The 14,004-nt window shown below is 72.4% G+C and carries 15 protein-coding genes; 10 read left to right on the forward strand and 5 right to left on the reverse strand.

The window, feature by feature from the left end; genetic code table 11:
- Positions 1 to 81 precede the first annotated feature (81 nt).
- Positions 82 to 1,083: an MBL fold metallo-hydrolase gene (locus R9Z33_RS04830; RefSeq protein ID WP_318650168.1), complete on the forward strand. Its 1,002-nt coding sequence runs from the start codon at positions 82 to 84 to the stop codon at positions 1,081 to 1,083.
- 74 nt (positions 1,084 to 1,157) lie between these two features.
- The gene (locus R9Z33_RS04835) at positions 1,158 to 1,595 is read left to right on the forward strand and encodes a hypothetical protein (RefSeq protein ID WP_318650169.1); all 438 of its coding nucleotides are present in this window, start codon (positions 1,158 to 1,160) and stop codon (positions 1,593 to 1,595) included.
- Here R9Z33_RS04835 and R9Z33_RS04840 read toward each other — a convergent pair whose 3' ends face one another.
- On the reverse strand, positions 1,596 to 2,537 hold the full coding sequence (locus R9Z33_RS04840; RefSeq protein WP_318650170.1) for a 2-hydroxyacid dehydrogenase: 942 nt from the start codon (positions 2,535 to 2,537) through the stop codon (positions 1,596 to 1,598).
- Positions 2,538 to 2,650: 113 nt separating this feature from the next.
- Between R9Z33_RS04840 and R9Z33_RS04845 the strand changes: the two genes are divergently transcribed.
- The 5 genes from R9Z33_RS04845 to R9Z33_RS04865 all read left to right on the forward strand — a co-directional run bounded on the left by R9Z33_RS04845 (position 2,651) and on the right by R9Z33_RS04865 (position 5,843).
- Positions 2,651 to 3,391, forward strand: a complete 741-nt coding sequence (locus tag R9Z33_RS04845; RefSeq protein WP_318650171.1) for a metallophosphoesterase family protein — start codon at positions 2,651 to 2,653, stop codon at positions 3,389 to 3,391.
- 2 nt (positions 3,392 to 3,393) lie between these two features.
- Positions 3,394 to 4,764: a serine/threonine protein kinase gene (locus R9Z33_RS04850; protein ID WP_318650172.1), complete on the forward strand. Its 1,371-nt coding sequence runs from the start codon at positions 3,394 to 3,396 to the stop codon at positions 4,762 to 4,764.
- Between the two features lie 118 nt (positions 4,765 to 4,882).
- Entirely contained in the window at positions 4,883 to 5,128 is a 246-nt protein-coding gene (locus R9Z33_RS04855) for a hypothetical protein (RefSeq protein ID WP_318650173.1), read from the forward strand.
- A 26-nt stretch (positions 5,129 to 5,154) separates the two neighbouring features.
- Positions 5,155 to 5,436, forward strand: a complete 282-nt coding sequence (locus tag R9Z33_RS04860) for a hypothetical protein (protein ID WP_318650174.1) — start codon at positions 5,155 to 5,157, stop codon at positions 5,434 to 5,436.
- 2 nt (positions 5,437 to 5,438) lie between these two features.
- Positions 5,439 to 5,843, forward strand: a complete 405-nt coding sequence (locus R9Z33_RS04865) for a hypothetical protein (RefSeq protein ID WP_318650175.1) — start codon at positions 5,439 to 5,441, stop codon at positions 5,841 to 5,843.
- Positions 5,844 to 5,880: 37 nt separating this feature from the next.
- On the opposite strand, the gene proC is transcribed toward R9Z33_RS04865, so the two are convergent.
- Together proC and R9Z33_RS04875 are read right to left on the reverse strand one after the other, a co-directional pair.
- Positions 5,881 to 6,699 carry a pyrroline-5-carboxylate reductase gene (proC, locus tag R9Z33_RS04870; RefSeq protein WP_318650176.1) on the reverse strand — a complete coding sequence of 273 codons (819 nt, stop codon included), beginning with the start codon at positions 6,697 to 6,699 and terminating at the stop codon, positions 5,881 to 5,883.
- Positions 6,700 to 6,778: 79 nt separating this feature from the next.
- Positions 6,779 to 7,165 carry a hypothetical protein gene (locus tag R9Z33_RS04875; protein WP_318650177.1) on the reverse strand — a complete coding sequence of 129 codons (387 nt, stop codon included), beginning with the start codon at positions 7,163 to 7,165 and terminating at the stop codon, positions 6,779 to 6,781.
- Positions 7,166 to 7,309: 144 nt separating this feature from the next.
- On the opposite strand from R9Z33_RS04875, the gene R9Z33_RS04880 reads away from it, so the two are divergent.
- Complete coding sequence (locus tag R9Z33_RS04880; RefSeq protein ID WP_318650178.1) at positions 7,310 to 9,244, forward strand: methyl-accepting chemotaxis protein; 1,935 nt, start codon at positions 7,310 to 7,312, stop codon at positions 9,242 to 9,244.
- A 4-nt stretch (positions 9,245 to 9,248) separates the two neighbouring features.
- On the opposite strand, the gene R9Z33_RS04885 is transcribed toward R9Z33_RS04880, so the two are convergent.
- On the reverse strand, positions 9,249 to 10,241 hold the full coding sequence (locus R9Z33_RS04885; protein WP_318650179.1) for a GNAT family N-acetyltransferase: 993 nt from the start codon (positions 10,239 to 10,241) through the stop codon (positions 9,249 to 9,251).
- A complete protein-coding gene (locus R9Z33_RS04890) occupies positions 10,241 to 11,443 on the reverse strand; it encodes a pyridoxal phosphate-dependent aminotransferase (protein ID WP_318650180.1) in 1,203 nt (400 codons plus the stop codon). Before R9Z33_RS04890 ends, R9Z33_RS04885 begins: the two co-directional genes overlap by 1 nt.
- A gap of 115 nt (positions 11,444 to 11,558) precedes the next feature.
- Here R9Z33_RS04890 and R9Z33_RS04895 point away from each other — a divergent pair, with 115 nt between their 5' ends.
- Both R9Z33_RS04895 and R9Z33_RS04900 read left to right on the forward strand, forming a co-directional pair.
- On the forward strand, positions 11,559 to 12,515 hold the full coding sequence (locus R9Z33_RS04895) for an acetyl-CoA carboxylase carboxyltransferase subunit alpha (RefSeq protein ID WP_318650181.1): 957 nt from the start codon (positions 11,559 to 11,561) through the stop codon (positions 12,513 to 12,515).
- Entirely contained in the window at positions 12,515 to 13,996 is a 1,482-nt protein-coding gene (locus R9Z33_RS04900; RefSeq protein WP_318650182.1) for an MFS transporter, read from the forward strand. The genes R9Z33_RS04895 and R9Z33_RS04900 overlap by 1 nt, the downstream gene beginning before the upstream one ends.
- Positions 13,997 to 14,004: the final 8 nt, after the last annotated feature.

Genomic DNA, 14,004 nt, shown 5'->3' on the forward strand with positions numbered 1-14,004 from the left:
GTCATGGATTCATACGCCAAGGGCTGACAGGGCGCGAGCCAGCCCCTAATTCTGCATTCCCCGTCATCAAGGAGCCATGTGATGCAGGATCTCGCCTTCGCGCGCCGCGCTGCCGTCCTGGGTGGTGCCGCCGCCGCCGCTTTCGCCGCCATGCCACCTGCCGCCGCCGCCGCCGCCGTGCCGCCGCAGCAGGGCGCCAACCCGCCGCGCTTCCAGCGCCTGAAGGTGGGCGATGTGGAGGTGACCACGCTGCTGGATGGCGCGATGCAGGGCACGAACGAGAACATCCAGCGCTTCTTCCCCGACAGCCGGCCGGAGGAGATCGTGCCGCTGCGCGCGCGCGCCTTCGCGATCGAGCCCGGGCTGCACCAGCCGGTCGGCGCCTATCTGCTGAACACGGGCCGCAACCTCGCCATGATTGATTGCGGCGGGCATTCCAGCTTCATCCCCACCACGGGACAGACGCTCGCCGCGCTGCGGGCCAGCGGCTACACGCCCGAGCAGGTGGACACGGTGGTGCTGACGCACATCCACCCCGAGCATGCGCTGGGGCTGAGCTATGACGGCGTGACGCGCAACTTCCCCAATGCCGAGATCGTCGTCACGCAGATCGACCACCAGTTCTGGACCGACCCCGCGATGGAAAGCCGCGTGCCGCAGGGGCAGCGCTTCATCGAGGCGGCGCGCCGCGCCATCCGCCCCTATCAGGGCCGCATCCGCACCACCGAGATGCGCGCGGGGCTCGAGGTCATCCCCGGCGTCTTCATGGAGCCCGCCCCGGGCCACACGCCCGGCCATGTGAGCTACCGCGTGACGAGCCAGAACCAGTCCATCTTCATCTGGGGCGACATCGCGCACCAGATGGTGATCCAGCTCGCGCGTCCGCGCTGGCGCGTCGGCGTGGATGTGGACAGCGCCATGGGCGTGGAGAGCCGCGTCCGCACGCTGGACATGCTGGCCACCGAGGGGGTGCTGATGGGCGGCGTGCATGTGCCCTGGCCCGGCTTCGGCCGCATCATCCGTGATCCTTCCGCCGGGGGCGAGGGCTACCTGTATGTGCCGCGCCCGGCGCAGTTCACGTAACGGCGGATCATTTCGCTGTTGGCTCGCGCGGGGGAATGTGCGGTGATGACCGCACCCTTCCCCCGGAGCCCCCCATGAAGCCCGCCACCCTCGCCTTCGGCTTTCTCTGCGCCTTTCTCGGCGTGTTGTTCTTCCACCAGGCGACGATCGGCTTCTACCACGGCATGGGCTGGAGCCCGAACCCGCCCTTCCGCCAGACGCCCATTCCGCCCTTCGGCGTGCCGCAGATCTGGAATGCCTGCTTCTGGGGCGGCATGTGGGGCATCCTCTTCGCCCTGCTGGAGCCGAAGCGCCCGGCCGCCATGCCGGTCTGGCTCTTCGCCGTGATCTTCTGCCTCGCGCTGCCGCTGGTGGTGGGGGCCTGGATCCTCGTGCCGCTGATCAAGGGCACGCCGATGTTCGCCAATGGCAACACCACCGCCATGCTGCGCAGCCTCGGCATCTACGGCGTCTGGGGCCTCGGCCTCGCGCTGTTCTGGCGCGGGCTGCCGGCGCTGTTCCGCAAGGGCTGATCAGGGGACGGGCGTCAGCACCGGTCGGCCCGCGAAATGCGCCTGGAGATTGGCGACGACGAGGCTCGCCGTCGCCAGGATCGACTCGGGCGAGCGGCCGGCGATGTGCGGCGTGATGATGAGGTTGGACAGCGCGCGCATGGCGTCTGGCACCTCCGGCTCGCCATCCACCACGTCGATCGCGGCGCCGGCGATGCGGCTTTCGCTGAGCGCGGCGATGAGCGCCGCCTGGTCCACCACGCTGCCGCGGCCGATATTCACCAGGTAGCCCGCCGGCCCCAGCGCATCGAGCACCGCCCGGTCCACCAGATGCCGCGTGCCCGCCCCGCCCGGTGCGGCGATGAGCAGCACATCGGCCCATGCCGCCAGGGCGTGCGCCGATTCCATCCAGGCATGCGCGCAGCCCGCGCGTGGGCGGCGGTTGTGATAGGCGATCTCCATCCCGAAGCCGCCCTGCGCACGGGCCGCGATCATCGCACCGATCTCGCCCATGCCGAGGATGCCGAGGCGCCGCCCGCTCACCATCGGGCGCGGCCAGCGCACGCCCATCCATTCGCCGCGCTTCACCGCCGCATCGAGGCGCGGGATGTCGCGCAGCAGCGCGAGGGTGAGGGCCATGGCGTGATCCGCCACGGAGGGCGCGTTGGTGCCCGGCCCATGCGTCACCACGATGCCGCGCGCCCGCGCCGCCGCGACGTCGATGTTCTCATGCCCGACCGCGATGGCGCAGATGATCTCGAGCTGGGGCAGCGCGTCCATCTCCGCCGCGGTGAAGCCGGTGGCGCCATTGGTCAGCACGCAGCGCAGCCCGGGCATCTCGGCGATGGCCTGCGCCCGCGCCTCTGCCCCCAGCGCCACGCGCGGCGCGAAGCCGCCCTCGGCGATGCGCGCCAGCCGGTCGGCGTCGAGCGGGTTGAGGACGAGGAGCGGGATCGGGGCCATGCCCCCTTTCTCCGGCGCGCGGGCTGGCCTGTCGAGGGCCTCCCCGGCGGCTTGCGCTGGATCATTGCCGCCGCGACGCGCCCACGCCTAGGCTGGCCCATGGAAGGACACGCATGCGCATCGCCCTGCTCGCGGATATCCACGGCAATCTCGAGGCGCTGGAAGCCTGCCTCGCGCATGCGCAGGCGCAGGGCGCCGCCCGCCTGATCTTCCTGGGCGACCTCGTCGGCTACGGCGCGGATCCGGAAGCGGTGACGGCGCGGGTGCGGGGCCTGATGGAAGCGGGCGCCATCACCCTGCGCGGGAATCACGACGAGGCGGCGCTGCGCGGGCCCGAGGGCTTCAGCCCCCTGGCGGCCGAGGCGATGCGCTGGACGCAGGGGCGGCTCGATGCCGCGACGCGGCAGTTCCTCGCGGGCCTGCCGCTCACGCATGAGGAGGGGGATTGCCTCTACACCCATGCCGACGGCTCCAACCCGGCCGATTGGCGCTACGTCACCGATGCGCGGGAGGCGCGGCGCAGCCTGGAGGCGACGACGGCGCGGCTCACCTTCTGCGGCCACACCCATGTGCCCGCGCTGTTCGGCCTCACCGCCACCGAGAAGCTGCTGCACCACCGCCCGATGGATGACCTGATGCTCCCCCTCCTCCAGCCGCGCCGCTGGCTCGGCGTCATCGGCGCGGTGGGCCAGCCGCGCGATGGCAACGCGGCCGCCTGCTACGGCCTGTTCGACACGGCGCGTGCCGAATGCGGCTGGATGCGCGTGCCCTACGACATCGAGGCCGCGGCGCGGAAGATCCGCGCCGCCGGCCTGCCCGAGGCGCTGGCCGCGCGCCTCTTCGCGGGGCGTTGAGCATGCCAACCGAAGTCGGCGGCTTCACCCTTGGCCCCGTCCTGCATGAAGGCGGCATGGCCGTGCTGCGATCGGCCACCCACCCCGACCATGCGGGCCCCATCCTCGTGAAGCTGCCCCGCCTGGCCGAGGGCGCGGACCCGGCCGCCATCGTCAGCTTCGAGATGGAGCAGATGATCCTGCCCCGGCTGGACGGCCCGCATGTGCCGCGCTGCCTGGGCGTGGGGCATGAGCCGCTGCCCTGGATCGCGATGGAGCGCATCCAGGGCGAGACGCTGCTGCCGCTGCTCGACCGCCTGCCCCTGCCCATCGCCGAGGTGGCGGAGGTGGGGGCGATGGTCGCCGAGGCGCTCTGCGCGCTGCACCGCCAGGGCGTGGTGCATCTCGACGTGAAGCCGGGCAACCTGATGCAGGTGGATGGGCGCGTGGTGCTGCTCGATTTCGGCCTCTCGCACCACGCGCACCTGCCCGACCTGATGACCGAGGAATTCCGCCTGCCCTATGGCTCGGCGCCCTACATGGCGCCGGAGCAGGTGATGGGCATCCGCGGCGACCCGGCCTCGGACCTCTTCGCGCTGGGTGCGCTGCTCTATGCGCTCACCACCGGCCGCAACCCCTTTGGCGATCCGCAGCACATGGCGCACATGAAGCGCCGCCTCTGGTGGGACCCGCCGCCGCCGCGCGCGCTGCGCCCCGACTGCCCGCCCTGGCTGCAGGAGATCATCCTCCGCAACCTCGAGGTGGAGCCGGTGCGGCGCCACCCGACGGCGGCGCAGCTCGCCTTCGACCTGCGCCACCCCGAGCAGGTGAGCCAGACCTCGCGCGCGACGAAGCTGAAGCGCGATGCCTGGTCGGCCCGTATCCGCCGCCGCTTCCACCCGGACCACCAGCCGCGCCTGAGGCGCGACGCCGTCGCCATGGCGCAATCCGGCGCGCCCATCATCATGGTGGCGGTGGACCTCGGCGGCATGACGGCGGCGCTGGCGGATGCGATGCAGGGCATGGTCACGCAGATCATGGCGACCTTGCCCGGCGCGCGCGTGGCCTGCGTGAACGTGCTGCAGACCCACCTGCTGCGCCCCGACATGACGCTGGATGACGAGGGGCGCAACAAGCACCTGCAACGCCTGCTGGAGCTGCGCCACTGGTCGGCGCCGCTGAAGCTGCCCGAGGCGCGGCTGACGCATCATGTGCTGGAGGCGACGGGCCCGGCCGCCACGCTGCTGGAATACGCGCAGCAGAACCGGGTGGACCACATCATCCTCGGCGCCCGCGCACACAGCCTGGGCCGCCGCGTGCTGGGCAGCGTCGCGGCCGAGGTGGCACGGGACGCGCCGTGTTCGGTGACGGTCGTGCGGCTGCGCGCGGGGTAGATCGCGGCTGCGCGCGGGGTAGATCGCGGCTGCGCGGCGCAACGTCGCATCCGCGCCCCGTGCAACCAGCCAAGCCCGCGGGCGTTTCCACCCTGAATCACACAGGGGAGCACCCGTGATGCGCAAGATCATTCATCTCAGCCTCGTCGTCGCATTGGCCGGCGGCCTGGCTGCCTGCGGGCAGACCACGGGGGACCGTGCCCTTTCGGGCGCGGGCCTCGGGGCCGCGGCCGGCGCCGGCGTCGGCGCGCTGACCGGCACCAGCGTGCTGGGTGGCGCGGCGCTGGGCGGCGTCGCGGGCGGCGCCGCCGGCGCGCTCACCTCGCCCAACACCGTCAACCTCGGCCGCCCCGCCTGGCGTTGACGCCCATTTCCCCGAAAGGAACTTCCATGTCCTACAAGCAGATTTCCGAGACCGCCGAATCCCTGGGCCATGACGCGGCCGAGGAACTCGCGCGGCTGCGCACCCAGGTGGAGACGCTGATGAATGAGCGCGTGACGCCCATGCTGGGCTCCGTCGCCCATTCGGCCGAGCACGCGGCGAAGGTCGCGACCGACGAGGTGCGCCACCAGGCGGCGCGGCTGACCGATGCGGTGCAGGAGAAGCCCCTGGCCGCGCTCGGCATCGCCGCGCTCGCGGGCTTCGTGCTGGCCTCCTTCCTGCGGCGCTGAGCATGCGCGCCCTCCGCCTGCTTTCCACCGCGGCGCAGGCGGAGGGCCTGCTGCTGCGGCGCCAGGGGGCGCGCATGGGCCGCGCCGCCGTGTTCGGCGCCATGGCGGCGGGCTTCGGCCTCGCCATGCTGGCCCTGCTGCACCTGGCCGGATGGCTCTGGCTGGAGGAGCGCCACGGCGCGCTTCCGGCCAGCCTCTTCGTGGCCCTGGCCGATGGCGTGCTGGCGGTGATCCTGCTGCTCCTGGCGCGCGGCGGCCGCGACCCCGTGGCGGAGGAGGCGCGTGCCCTGCGCCAGCAATCCGTCGCGCTGCTCACGGCGCCCAGCGCCATCCGCCCCGAATGGGAGCGGCTGGCGCTCAGCGTCGGCGGCTACCTGCTGGAGCGGGCGCTGCGACAGCGGCGCTGACCCGGCGGGGGGTGATCCCCCCGCTCCGGCCCCCGCCTTACCCCGCCAATTCGCGCGAGCGCGCCGTCGCCGCCTCGATCGCCTCCTGCATCAGCGCGGGCCAGGCCTCCTCGCGCATCAGCACGGCCAGCGCGCGCTCCGTCGTGCCCTTGGGGCTGGTGACGTTGCGGCGGAGCTGGGCCGCGTCCTCCGTGCTGGCGCCGAGCAGCGCGCCGGAGCCGGCCACGGTGGCGCGCGCCATGCGCCGGGCGAGATCCGCCGGCAGGCCCTGGGCGAGCGCCGCCTGCTCCATCACCTCGGCCAGCAGGAACACATAGGCCGGCCCGCCGCCCGAGACGGCGGTGACGGGATCGATCAGCCCTTCCTCCTCCACCCAGGCGGCCTCGCCGATGGCGCCGAGCAGGCGGTCGCTCAGCGCGCGCTGTTCGGCGCTCACCCCTGGCCCGGCGCAGGCGACGGTGAAGCCCAGGCGCAGCGCGGCCGGCGTGTTGGGCATGGCGCGGATGATGCGGGCCTTGCCGCCCAGCATGGCGTTCATGCCGCCGATGGTGCGGCCCGCCATGATGGAGAGGAACACCACCTCGGGCTTCGCCAGATGCGCCAGCGCGGGCAGGGCGTTCGGCGCCTCCTGCGGCTTGGTGGCGAGGATGATGGCGGCGGGCGCGAAGCCGGCCGGGATCTCCGCGATGCTCGCCACATGCCGCACGCGGCCGGCGAAGGCGCTGACCGCGGCGGCGTTGGGCTCCACCACCACCGTCTCGGGCGGCAGGCCCAGCTCGAGCCAGCCGGCCAGCATGGCGCCGCCCATCTTGCCGCAGCCGATGAGCAGGAGGGGGGGGAGGGCGGGTTCGGACATGGGCGGGTTCCTGGCGGCCGGTGGGGCGGTTTCGCCGGAGTGTAGCCGCTTGCCCGCCGCACCGGGAGGGCGGTCCGCCTCAGCAGCTGACGCGCAGGTTCAGCACCGCGACATTGGCGGACCAGGCGGGCATGGCCGACATCTGGGCGGGGATGGTGACGAAGGTGATCTCCTGGCTCTGGCCCGGCATGAAGCTGTAGCGCTGGGTCGGCACGGGCGGCGCGCCCTCCACCGGGGGGTGGCCGATCAGCGGCGCGATGGCGGGGCCGTTGTTCTGCAGGACGACGTTCAGGTTGACCCACTGCGGGTCCGGCGTGCGCGCGCCATAGATGCGCGTCGCGACGAGCTGGCCGTTGCACCAGCTGGGCGCGCCCTGCGCGGCGGCGGGGCTGGCGCCCGCGAGCGTGGCGGCGATCAGGCTGCTCCCCACCAGGGCGGCGGCGAGCAGGGGGCGGGGCGAGGGCATGCGCGGGTCTCCGTCTGGGCTCAGCGCAAGCTAGGCGGGAGACGACGCATCGGCCAATCGGCCCGGCCGATGCGCGGCATCGGCTTAAGCTTCCCTTCACGCGGAGGCTTTATCCGGCGGGGAATCCAGAAGGGGCTTTCTCTCATGTCGCTCTCCCGCCGTCTTTCGCTCATGCTCGGCGCGCTGTTGCTGCTCTCGCTGCTCGGCGCCGTGGCCACGCATGTCCTGCTTGGCCGGGCCGGCGCCGATTTCGGCCGCAACCAGGCGGCGTCCGATCGCCTGTCCCGCGTGCTGCAGCTCGAGATCGACCTGACCTCGGCGCGCAACCAGATCAACATCTGGCTGCAGCGGGCCAATCCCGCGCAGGTGCGCGCGGCGGATGACTTCCTGGCGCGGCTGGACGGCGGTGCGACCGGCCTCGCGCAGGAGCCGGCGCTGAGCGAGGCACAGCGCCAGCAGCTCACGGCCTTCCAGGCGGCGCGGGCGGGCTACCTCAATTCCTGGCGGCAGATGCAGGAGATCGTGGCCACGCGCCTCACGGCCGAGGCCGAGCAGGCCCGCGCGGGCGACGCGCTGTTCCAGGGCCTGGGCTCGCTGCCCTCGAACCAGGCGGAGGCGGTGGAGCGTTCGGCGGCGGCGGCACGCGTGGCGGCGCTGCGCTTCCGCCTCGATCCGCTGCCCGAGCAGCGTGACCTCGCGTCGCGCGCGGCGGAGGCGGCGGCGATGGCGCTGCGGCGCGCGGGGATCGAGGCGGGCTCGCCGGTCGGTGCGAATTTCGCCGCCTGGCAGGGCGCGACGCAGGTCATCCTCCAGCAATCGCAGCGCTTCGCCGATGTGCTGGTGGATTTCCGCGCCCAGGGCAACGCCATGTCCGCCGCCATCGCCGAGCTGCGGCGGATGGAGGGCGAGGCCGCGCAATCCGCGAAGGCGGCGGCCTCGGCCGGGCTCGCCTCGACGGAACAGGTCGCGATGCTCGCCTCGGGGCTGGTCCTGCTGGGCGGCATCATCTGCATCGTGGCGCTGATCCGCGCCATCGTGCCGCCGCTGCGCGGCATCAACGCGGCGATGGGCCAGGTGGCGGGCGGCGATTTCAACGCCGCCATCCCCTTCCTGCAGCGCAAGGATGAGCTGGGTTCCATGGCGCGCGCCCTGGCGGTGTTCCGCGACGGGCTGGCGGAGAATGCGGGGCTGCGCGCCGCGCAGGAACGCGAGCGGGCCGAGGCCGAGGCGGCACGCCGCGCGGCGCTCACCGAAATGGCCGAGCGGGTGGAGCGCGAGGCCGGGGCCGCGGTGGAGGAGGTGCGCGCCCGCGCCGATGGCATGTCCGAATCCGCCGAGGTGATGGCCGGCCGCATGCGCGAGGCGGCGCAGCGCAGCGAGGCGGCGACGCAGGCGGCCGGCCGCTCGCTCGACAACGCCCAGGCCGTGGCCTCCGCGACGGAACAGCTCTCGGCCAGCGTGCGGGAGATCTCGGAGCGGCTTGCCGGCGCCAATGCGCTGACGCGCCAGCTGGCCGAGCGCGGCGATGCGAGCCGCGCCGTGATCGCGGGCCTGTCCGACGGCGTGGGCCGCATCGGCGAGGTGGTGCGAATGATCTCGGAGATCGCGGGGCGGACCAATCTGCTGGCGCTGAACGCGACCATCGAATCCGCCCGGGCGGGCGAGGCCGGCAAGGGCTTCGCCGTGGTGGCGAGCGAGGTGAAGGATCTCGCCGCGCAGACCGCGCGCGCGACCGAGGAGGTGGGCAAGCAGGTGCAGCAGATCGGCCAGGCGACGGAGGGCGCGGTGCGCGCGGTGGCCGAGATGGCCGGCTCGGTGGGCGAAATCGACCGCATGGCGACCTCCATCGCGGCGGCGGTGGAGCAGCAGGCGGCCGCCACGCGTGAGATCGCGGCGCGTGTCTCGGATGCGGCGCAGGAGGTGCGGGCGGTATCGGACAGCCTGGGCGAACTGAGCCGCACCACGGTGGAGACGGCGGCCGAGACCGAGGCGATGCAGGACAGCGCGCGGCAGACCCGGGCCTCGGTGGAGGGCTTCAGCGGCTCGCTGGTGCGGATCGTCCGCAGCGCGACGGGGTGACGGGTCAGCCGACCTGCTTGTGGAAGAACAGCGTGTCCCGCGCCACGCCCTCGGCATCGAGCGCATAGCCCGGGATGCGGCCGGATTCCTGCCAGCCGAGGCGGCGGTAGAGCGGTGCCGCGCGATCATCCGCGCGGGTGTCGAGGGTGAGCAGGCGGCGGCCCAGGCGCTGGGCGGCCTGCTCGGCCCGGCGCATCAGCGCCTCGCCCACGCCCTGGCGGCGGAAGGCGGGATCCACCAGCAGCTTCGCGACTTCCGCGCGGTGGGGCTGGTTTTCAGGCGTGGCGAGGTCGAGCTGGACGGTGCCGGCAAGCGCGCCATCCGCCCAGGCCGCGAGCAGCACGCGGTGGCCCTGCGCGACATCGGTGGAGACGCGCTTCCAGAAGCCGCGCGCCTTGGCGGGCGAGAGCGGCGGCAGGTAGGAGACGCTGGCGCCATCGGCCACGCAGGCGATCAGGATCTCGGCCAGGCGGCGTTCGGCGCTGGCGGCGGCCGCGGCGTCGAGCATTTCCACCACCAGGCCGCGGCAGGGCTTGGCGTAGCGGAATTCGAGCGATTTCGAGAGGTCATCCAGGATGCGGATGGCACCCTGCCGGACATAGCCGGCCTTTTCGTAGAAGGCGTGCGCCGCCTCGAAGCGGGTATCGGTCCAGAGGACCATGCGCTCGGCGCCATGCGCGCGGGCATGCGCCTCGGCCGTGGCGAGGAGGCGCTGGGCAAGGCCGGTGCCGCGGGCGGATTTCGCCACATACATGCGGCCGATTTCCCAGGCCTGGTCCTCGCGCAGGGGGCGGGTGGCGACCATGCCGACCCCCTGGCCGGTGCCGTCCTCGGCCAGCCAGAGGGCGCCGTCGAGGGTGGCGAAGTGGCTGGCGAGCGCGCGGAGCTCCGGCAGCTCGCCATCCACGTCGAAGACGATGCCGGGGAACTCCGCCCAGGCATCGCCGATCAGGCGGATATAGGTGGCCGCATCGTCGTCACGTCCCGCACGGAGCATCAGGAAAGCCCGCGGCAGAACTCCTGGATGCGGCCACAGGCCTCGCGCAGGCTCGCCATGTCGGTCGCGTAGCTGATGCGGATATAGGGCGACATGCCATAGGCCGCGCCCTGCACGACCGCCACATGCGCCTCGCTCAGCAGGGCCATGGCGAAGTCGGTGTCGGTCTCGATCTTCGCCCCGCCCTTGCTGGTCTTGCCGAGGCAGCCGGCGATGTTCGGGAAGACGTAGAAGGCGCCCTCGGGGCGGTGGCAGGCGATGCCCGGGGCCTCGTTCAGCATGTCCACCACGAGGTTGCGGCGCTCGCGGTATTCGGCCGCGCGCTCGCGCACCAGGTCCTGCGGGCCGTCCAGCGCGGCGGCGGCGGCGGCCTGGCCGATGGAGGAAACGCCGGACGTCGCCTGGCCCTGCATGTTGAACATGGCCGCGATGAGCTCCTTGGGCCCGCCGCAGAAGCCGATGCGCCAGCCGGTCATCGCATAGGTCTTGGAGGCGCCGTTCACCGTCAGCGTGCGGCTCTTCAGCCGGGGCTCGACCTCGGCGATCGTGCAGAATTCGAACCCGTCATAGACGAGGTGCTCATACATGTCGTCCGTCATCACCCAGACATGCGGGTGGCGCATCAGGACATCGGCCAGCGCCTTCATCTCGGCGCGGGAGCAGGCGGCGCCGGTCGGGTTGTTCGGGAAGTTCAGCATCACCCACTTGGTCTTGGGCGTGATGGCCGCTTCCAGATCCTCGGGGCGGAGCTTGAAGCCGTTGTTCTGCGGGCAGGAGATGGTGACCGGCACGCCGCCCGCCACCTTCGCCATGTCGCCATAGCTGATCCAGTAGGGGGCGGGGATCACTACCTCGTCGCCCGGGTCCACCGTCGCCATCAGGGCGTTGAAGATGGCCTGCTTGCCGCCATTGGTGATGAGGATCTCATCCATCGCGTAGTCCAGGCCGTTGTCGCGCTTGAACTTGCGCTGGACGGCGGCCTTCATCGCCGCGGTGCCGCCCTGGGGCGGGTATTTCGTGTCGCCCTTCAGCGCCGCCTGGTGGGCGGCCTCGATCGCGTGCGCCGGGGTGTCGAAATCGGGCTCGCCGGTGGTGAGGCTGATGACCTTGTGGCCCTGTGCCGCGAGTTCGCGCGCCTTGGCGCCCATGGCGACCGAGGCGGAAACCTTCACATTGGCAAGGCGTTGGGCGAGGGCGGGCATTGGAAAGTCCTGAGGTTGCGGAAGAGGCGCAAGTTTAGGCCGCCCCCCGGCCCCCGCCAACCCGGCGCCCGGCCCCTGTTTTCCCCGGCACGGGTTTCCGCTAGACGCCCAAGCCATGCGTCACTTCCTCGATTTCGAAAAACCCATCGCCGAGCTGGAAGGCAAGGTGGAAGAGCTGCGCCGGGCGACCGATGCGGGCGGAATCGACGTGGCCGAAGAGGTCTCCAAGCTGCGGGACAAGGCCGAAAAGCTGCTGGCCGCGACCTATGCCAAGCTCACCCCCTGGCAGAAGGCGCAGGTGGCCCGCCACCCGGAACGCCCGAAATGCCTGGATTACGTGGGGGCCTTGATCGAGGAATGGACCCCCCTCGCCGGCGACCGCGCCTTCGCCGATGACGCTGCCGTGATCGGTGGCCTCGGCCGGTTCCGCGGCCGCGCCGTGGCCGTGCTGGGCACCGAGAAGGGGCGGGACACCGAGACCCGCGTGAAGCACAATTTCGGCATGGCCAAGCCCGAGGGCTACCGCAAGGCGCGCCGCATCATGGAGCTGGCCGGGCGCTTCGGCATGCCCATCATCTCCTTCGTGGACACCTCGGGCGCCTTTCCGGGCATCGAGGCCGAGGCGCGCGGCCAGGCCGAGGCCATCGCGCGCTCCATCGAGGCCGGCCTCTCCGCCCCCGTGCCCTTCGTGGCGACCATCATCGGCGAGGGCGGTTCCGGCGGCGCCATCGCGCTGGCGGCGGCGGACCGCGTGCTGATGCTGGAACACGCCATCTATTCGGTGATCAGCCCCGAAGGCTGCGCCAGCATCCTCTGGCGCGACGCCGCCCAGGCGGCGACAGCGGCCGAGGCGCTGAAGCTCACCGCCGAGGATTTGAAGCGCCTCGCGCTGATTGACGCCGTGGTGACGGAACCGCTGGGCGGCGCGCATCGCGACCCCGGGGCCACGATGGAAGCGGTGGGCGATGCCGTCTGGGGCGCGCTGGAGCCCCTGCTGAGCCTGGATGGCGCCACGCTCAAGGCCCGCCGGCGGGAGAAGTTCCTGGAGATGGGCCGCAGCGCGGTCGCCTGATGGAGGCGCCCCAGCCTTCCTCCAGCGAGGCCCGCCGCGCGTTTTTCCGGGCCTTCCCGACGATCGCCATCGCGATCTTCGTCACCGCCATTGACCAGACGATCACGGCGACGGCGCTGCCCGCCATGGCCGCGCAGTTCGGCGTGGTGGAGCGCATCTCCTGGGTCGTCGTCGCCTATCTGATCGCGGCCACCATCGCGGCGCCGATCTTCGGGCGGCTGGGCGATGCCTATGGGCGGCGGCCCATGCTGTTCATCGCCTTCATCCTCCAGGGCCTCGGCATGCTGGCGGCGGGCCTCGCACCCAGCTTCGAGGCGCTGCTGGCCGGGCGCGCGCTGCATGGCTTCGGCGGCGGCGCGCTGCTGACGCTGGCCATGGCGCTGATCGGCGAATCCGTTCCGGCGCGGGAGCGCGGGCGCTACCAGGCCTATCTGGTGGCCTGCTTCATGGGCGCCTCGGCCGCCGGGCCGCTGGCGGGCGGCTGGCTGACGCAGAGCTTCGGCTGGCGCTGGGTGTTCCTGGCGGGGCTGCCGCTGATCCTGGTCGGCTTCGCCATGGCCTGGCGCCTGCCGAAGCGGGGCCTGATGGGCGGCAGCTTCCGCTTCGACGCGGCGGGGACGGCGCTGTTCACCCTCTTCGTGGCGCTGCTGCTGCTGATGTTGGACCGCGCGCAGCGGATGAACCCGGCGGATTACGCCGTGGCGCTGGGCTTCGGCCTGGCCGGGGCGGTGGCGCTCTGGGCGCTGCTGGTGATCGAGCGCCGCGTGCCGGACCCGCTGCTGCCTTTGCCGGTGCTGACGGACCCGGTGATCTGGCGGACCAACCTGCTGGCGGCCTGCGTCTCGGGCACCATGGTTTCGCTGATTTCCTTCCTGCCGCTTTATCTGAGCGTGGTGCGGGGCGTGCCGATCGCCACCGTGGGGGCCATGCTGCTGCCGATGAGCCTGGGGGGCGGGCTGGGGGCACTCGCCTCCGGCACCTTCCTGGCGCGGACGGGGCGGAACATGCTGCTGCCCTCGCTCGGCCTGGTGCTGGCGACGGTGGTGCTCTGCGTGATGGCCTTCGGCGCGGGGCGGATCTCGCTGACCTGGTTCCCCTGGCTGCTGGCGCTTTCGAGCCTGGGCTTCGGCTGCACCTTCCCGGCGGTGCAGACCACGGTGCAGGTGGCGGCGGGGGCGGCGCGGCTGGGCGTCGCGACAGCCTCGGTCCAGTTCATGCGGAATCTGGGGGCGGCGGCCGGGACGGCGGTGCTGGGGGCGCTGATCTTCGTGGCCTTCGCCCTGGCCGATGCGGAAGTGGCGGAACGCTTCGCCAGCGCGATGCGCGGGGGGCGGGAGGCGCTGGGCAACCTGCCGGCGGCCGAACGCGCGGTGATGGCGGAGGGGCTGGCCGTCGGGTTCCGGGCGATGTTCGCGGGGGCCGCGGTGATGACGGGGGTGGCGGCGGTGCTGGCGTTTCGGGTTCCGTTGAGGCGGGTTTAGCTAGCGTT

Origin of the sequence: Sediminicoccus rosea, assembly GCF_033547095.1 — a bacterium.
GTDB lineage: Bacteria > Pseudomonadota > Alphaproteobacteria > Acetobacterales > Acetobacteraceae > Roseococcus > Roseococcus rosea.

Coding starts and splice junctions, on each gene's coding strand:
- R9Z33_RS04865 (WP_318650175.1), top strand. CDS start 5,439: ATGCGCGCCCTCCGCCTGCTTTCCACCGCGGCGCAGGCGGAGGGCCTG.
- proC (WP_318650176.1), bottom strand. CDS start 6,699: ATGTCCGAACCCGCCCTCCCCCCCCTCCTGCTCATCGGCTGCGGCAAG.
- R9Z33_RS04835 (WP_318650169.1), top strand. CDS start 1,158: ATGAAGCCCGCCACCCTCGCCTTCGGCTTTCTCTGCGCCTTTCTCGGC.
- R9Z33_RS04900 (WP_318650182.1), top strand. CDS start 12,515: ATGGAGGCGCCCCAGCCTTCCTCCAGCGAGGCCCGCCGCGCGTTTTTC.
- R9Z33_RS04885 (WP_318650179.1), bottom strand. CDS start 10,241: ATGCTCCGTGCGGGACGTGACGACGATGCGGCCACCTATATCCGCCTG.
- R9Z33_RS04860 (WP_318650174.1), top strand. CDS start 5,155: ATGTCCTACAAGCAGATTTCCGAGACCGCCGAATCCCTGGGCCATGAC.
- R9Z33_RS04840 (WP_318650170.1), bottom strand. CDS start 2,537: ATGGCCCCGATCCCGCTCCTCGTCCTCAACCCGCTCGACGCCGACCGG.
- R9Z33_RS04830 (WP_318650168.1), top strand. CDS start 82: ATGCAGGATCTCGCCTTCGCGCGCCGCGCTGCCGTCCTGGGTGGTGCC.
- R9Z33_RS04890 (WP_318650180.1), bottom strand. CDS start 11,443: ATGCCCGCCCTCGCCCAACGCCTTGCCAATGTGAAGGTTTCCGCCTCG.
- R9Z33_RS04895 (WP_318650181.1), top strand. CDS start 11,559: ATGCGTCACTTCCTCGATTTCGAAAAACCCATCGCCGAGCTGGAAGGC.
- R9Z33_RS04880 (WP_318650178.1), top strand. CDS start 7,310: ATGTCGCTCTCCCGCCGTCTTTCGCTCATGCTCGGCGCGCTGTTGCTG.
- R9Z33_RS04875 (WP_318650177.1), bottom strand. CDS start 7,165: ATGCCCTCGCCCCGCCCCCTGCTCGCCGCCGCCCTGGTGGGGAGCAGC.
- R9Z33_RS04845 (WP_318650171.1), top strand. CDS start 2,651: ATGCGCATCGCCCTGCTCGCGGATATCCACGGCAATCTCGAGGCGCTG.
- R9Z33_RS04855 (WP_318650173.1), top strand. CDS start 4,883: ATGCGCAAGATCATTCATCTCAGCCTCGTCGTCGCATTGGCCGGCGGC.
- R9Z33_RS04850 (WP_318650172.1), top strand. CDS start 3,394: ATGCCAACCGAAGTCGGCGGCTTCACCCTTGGCCCCGTCCTGCATGAA.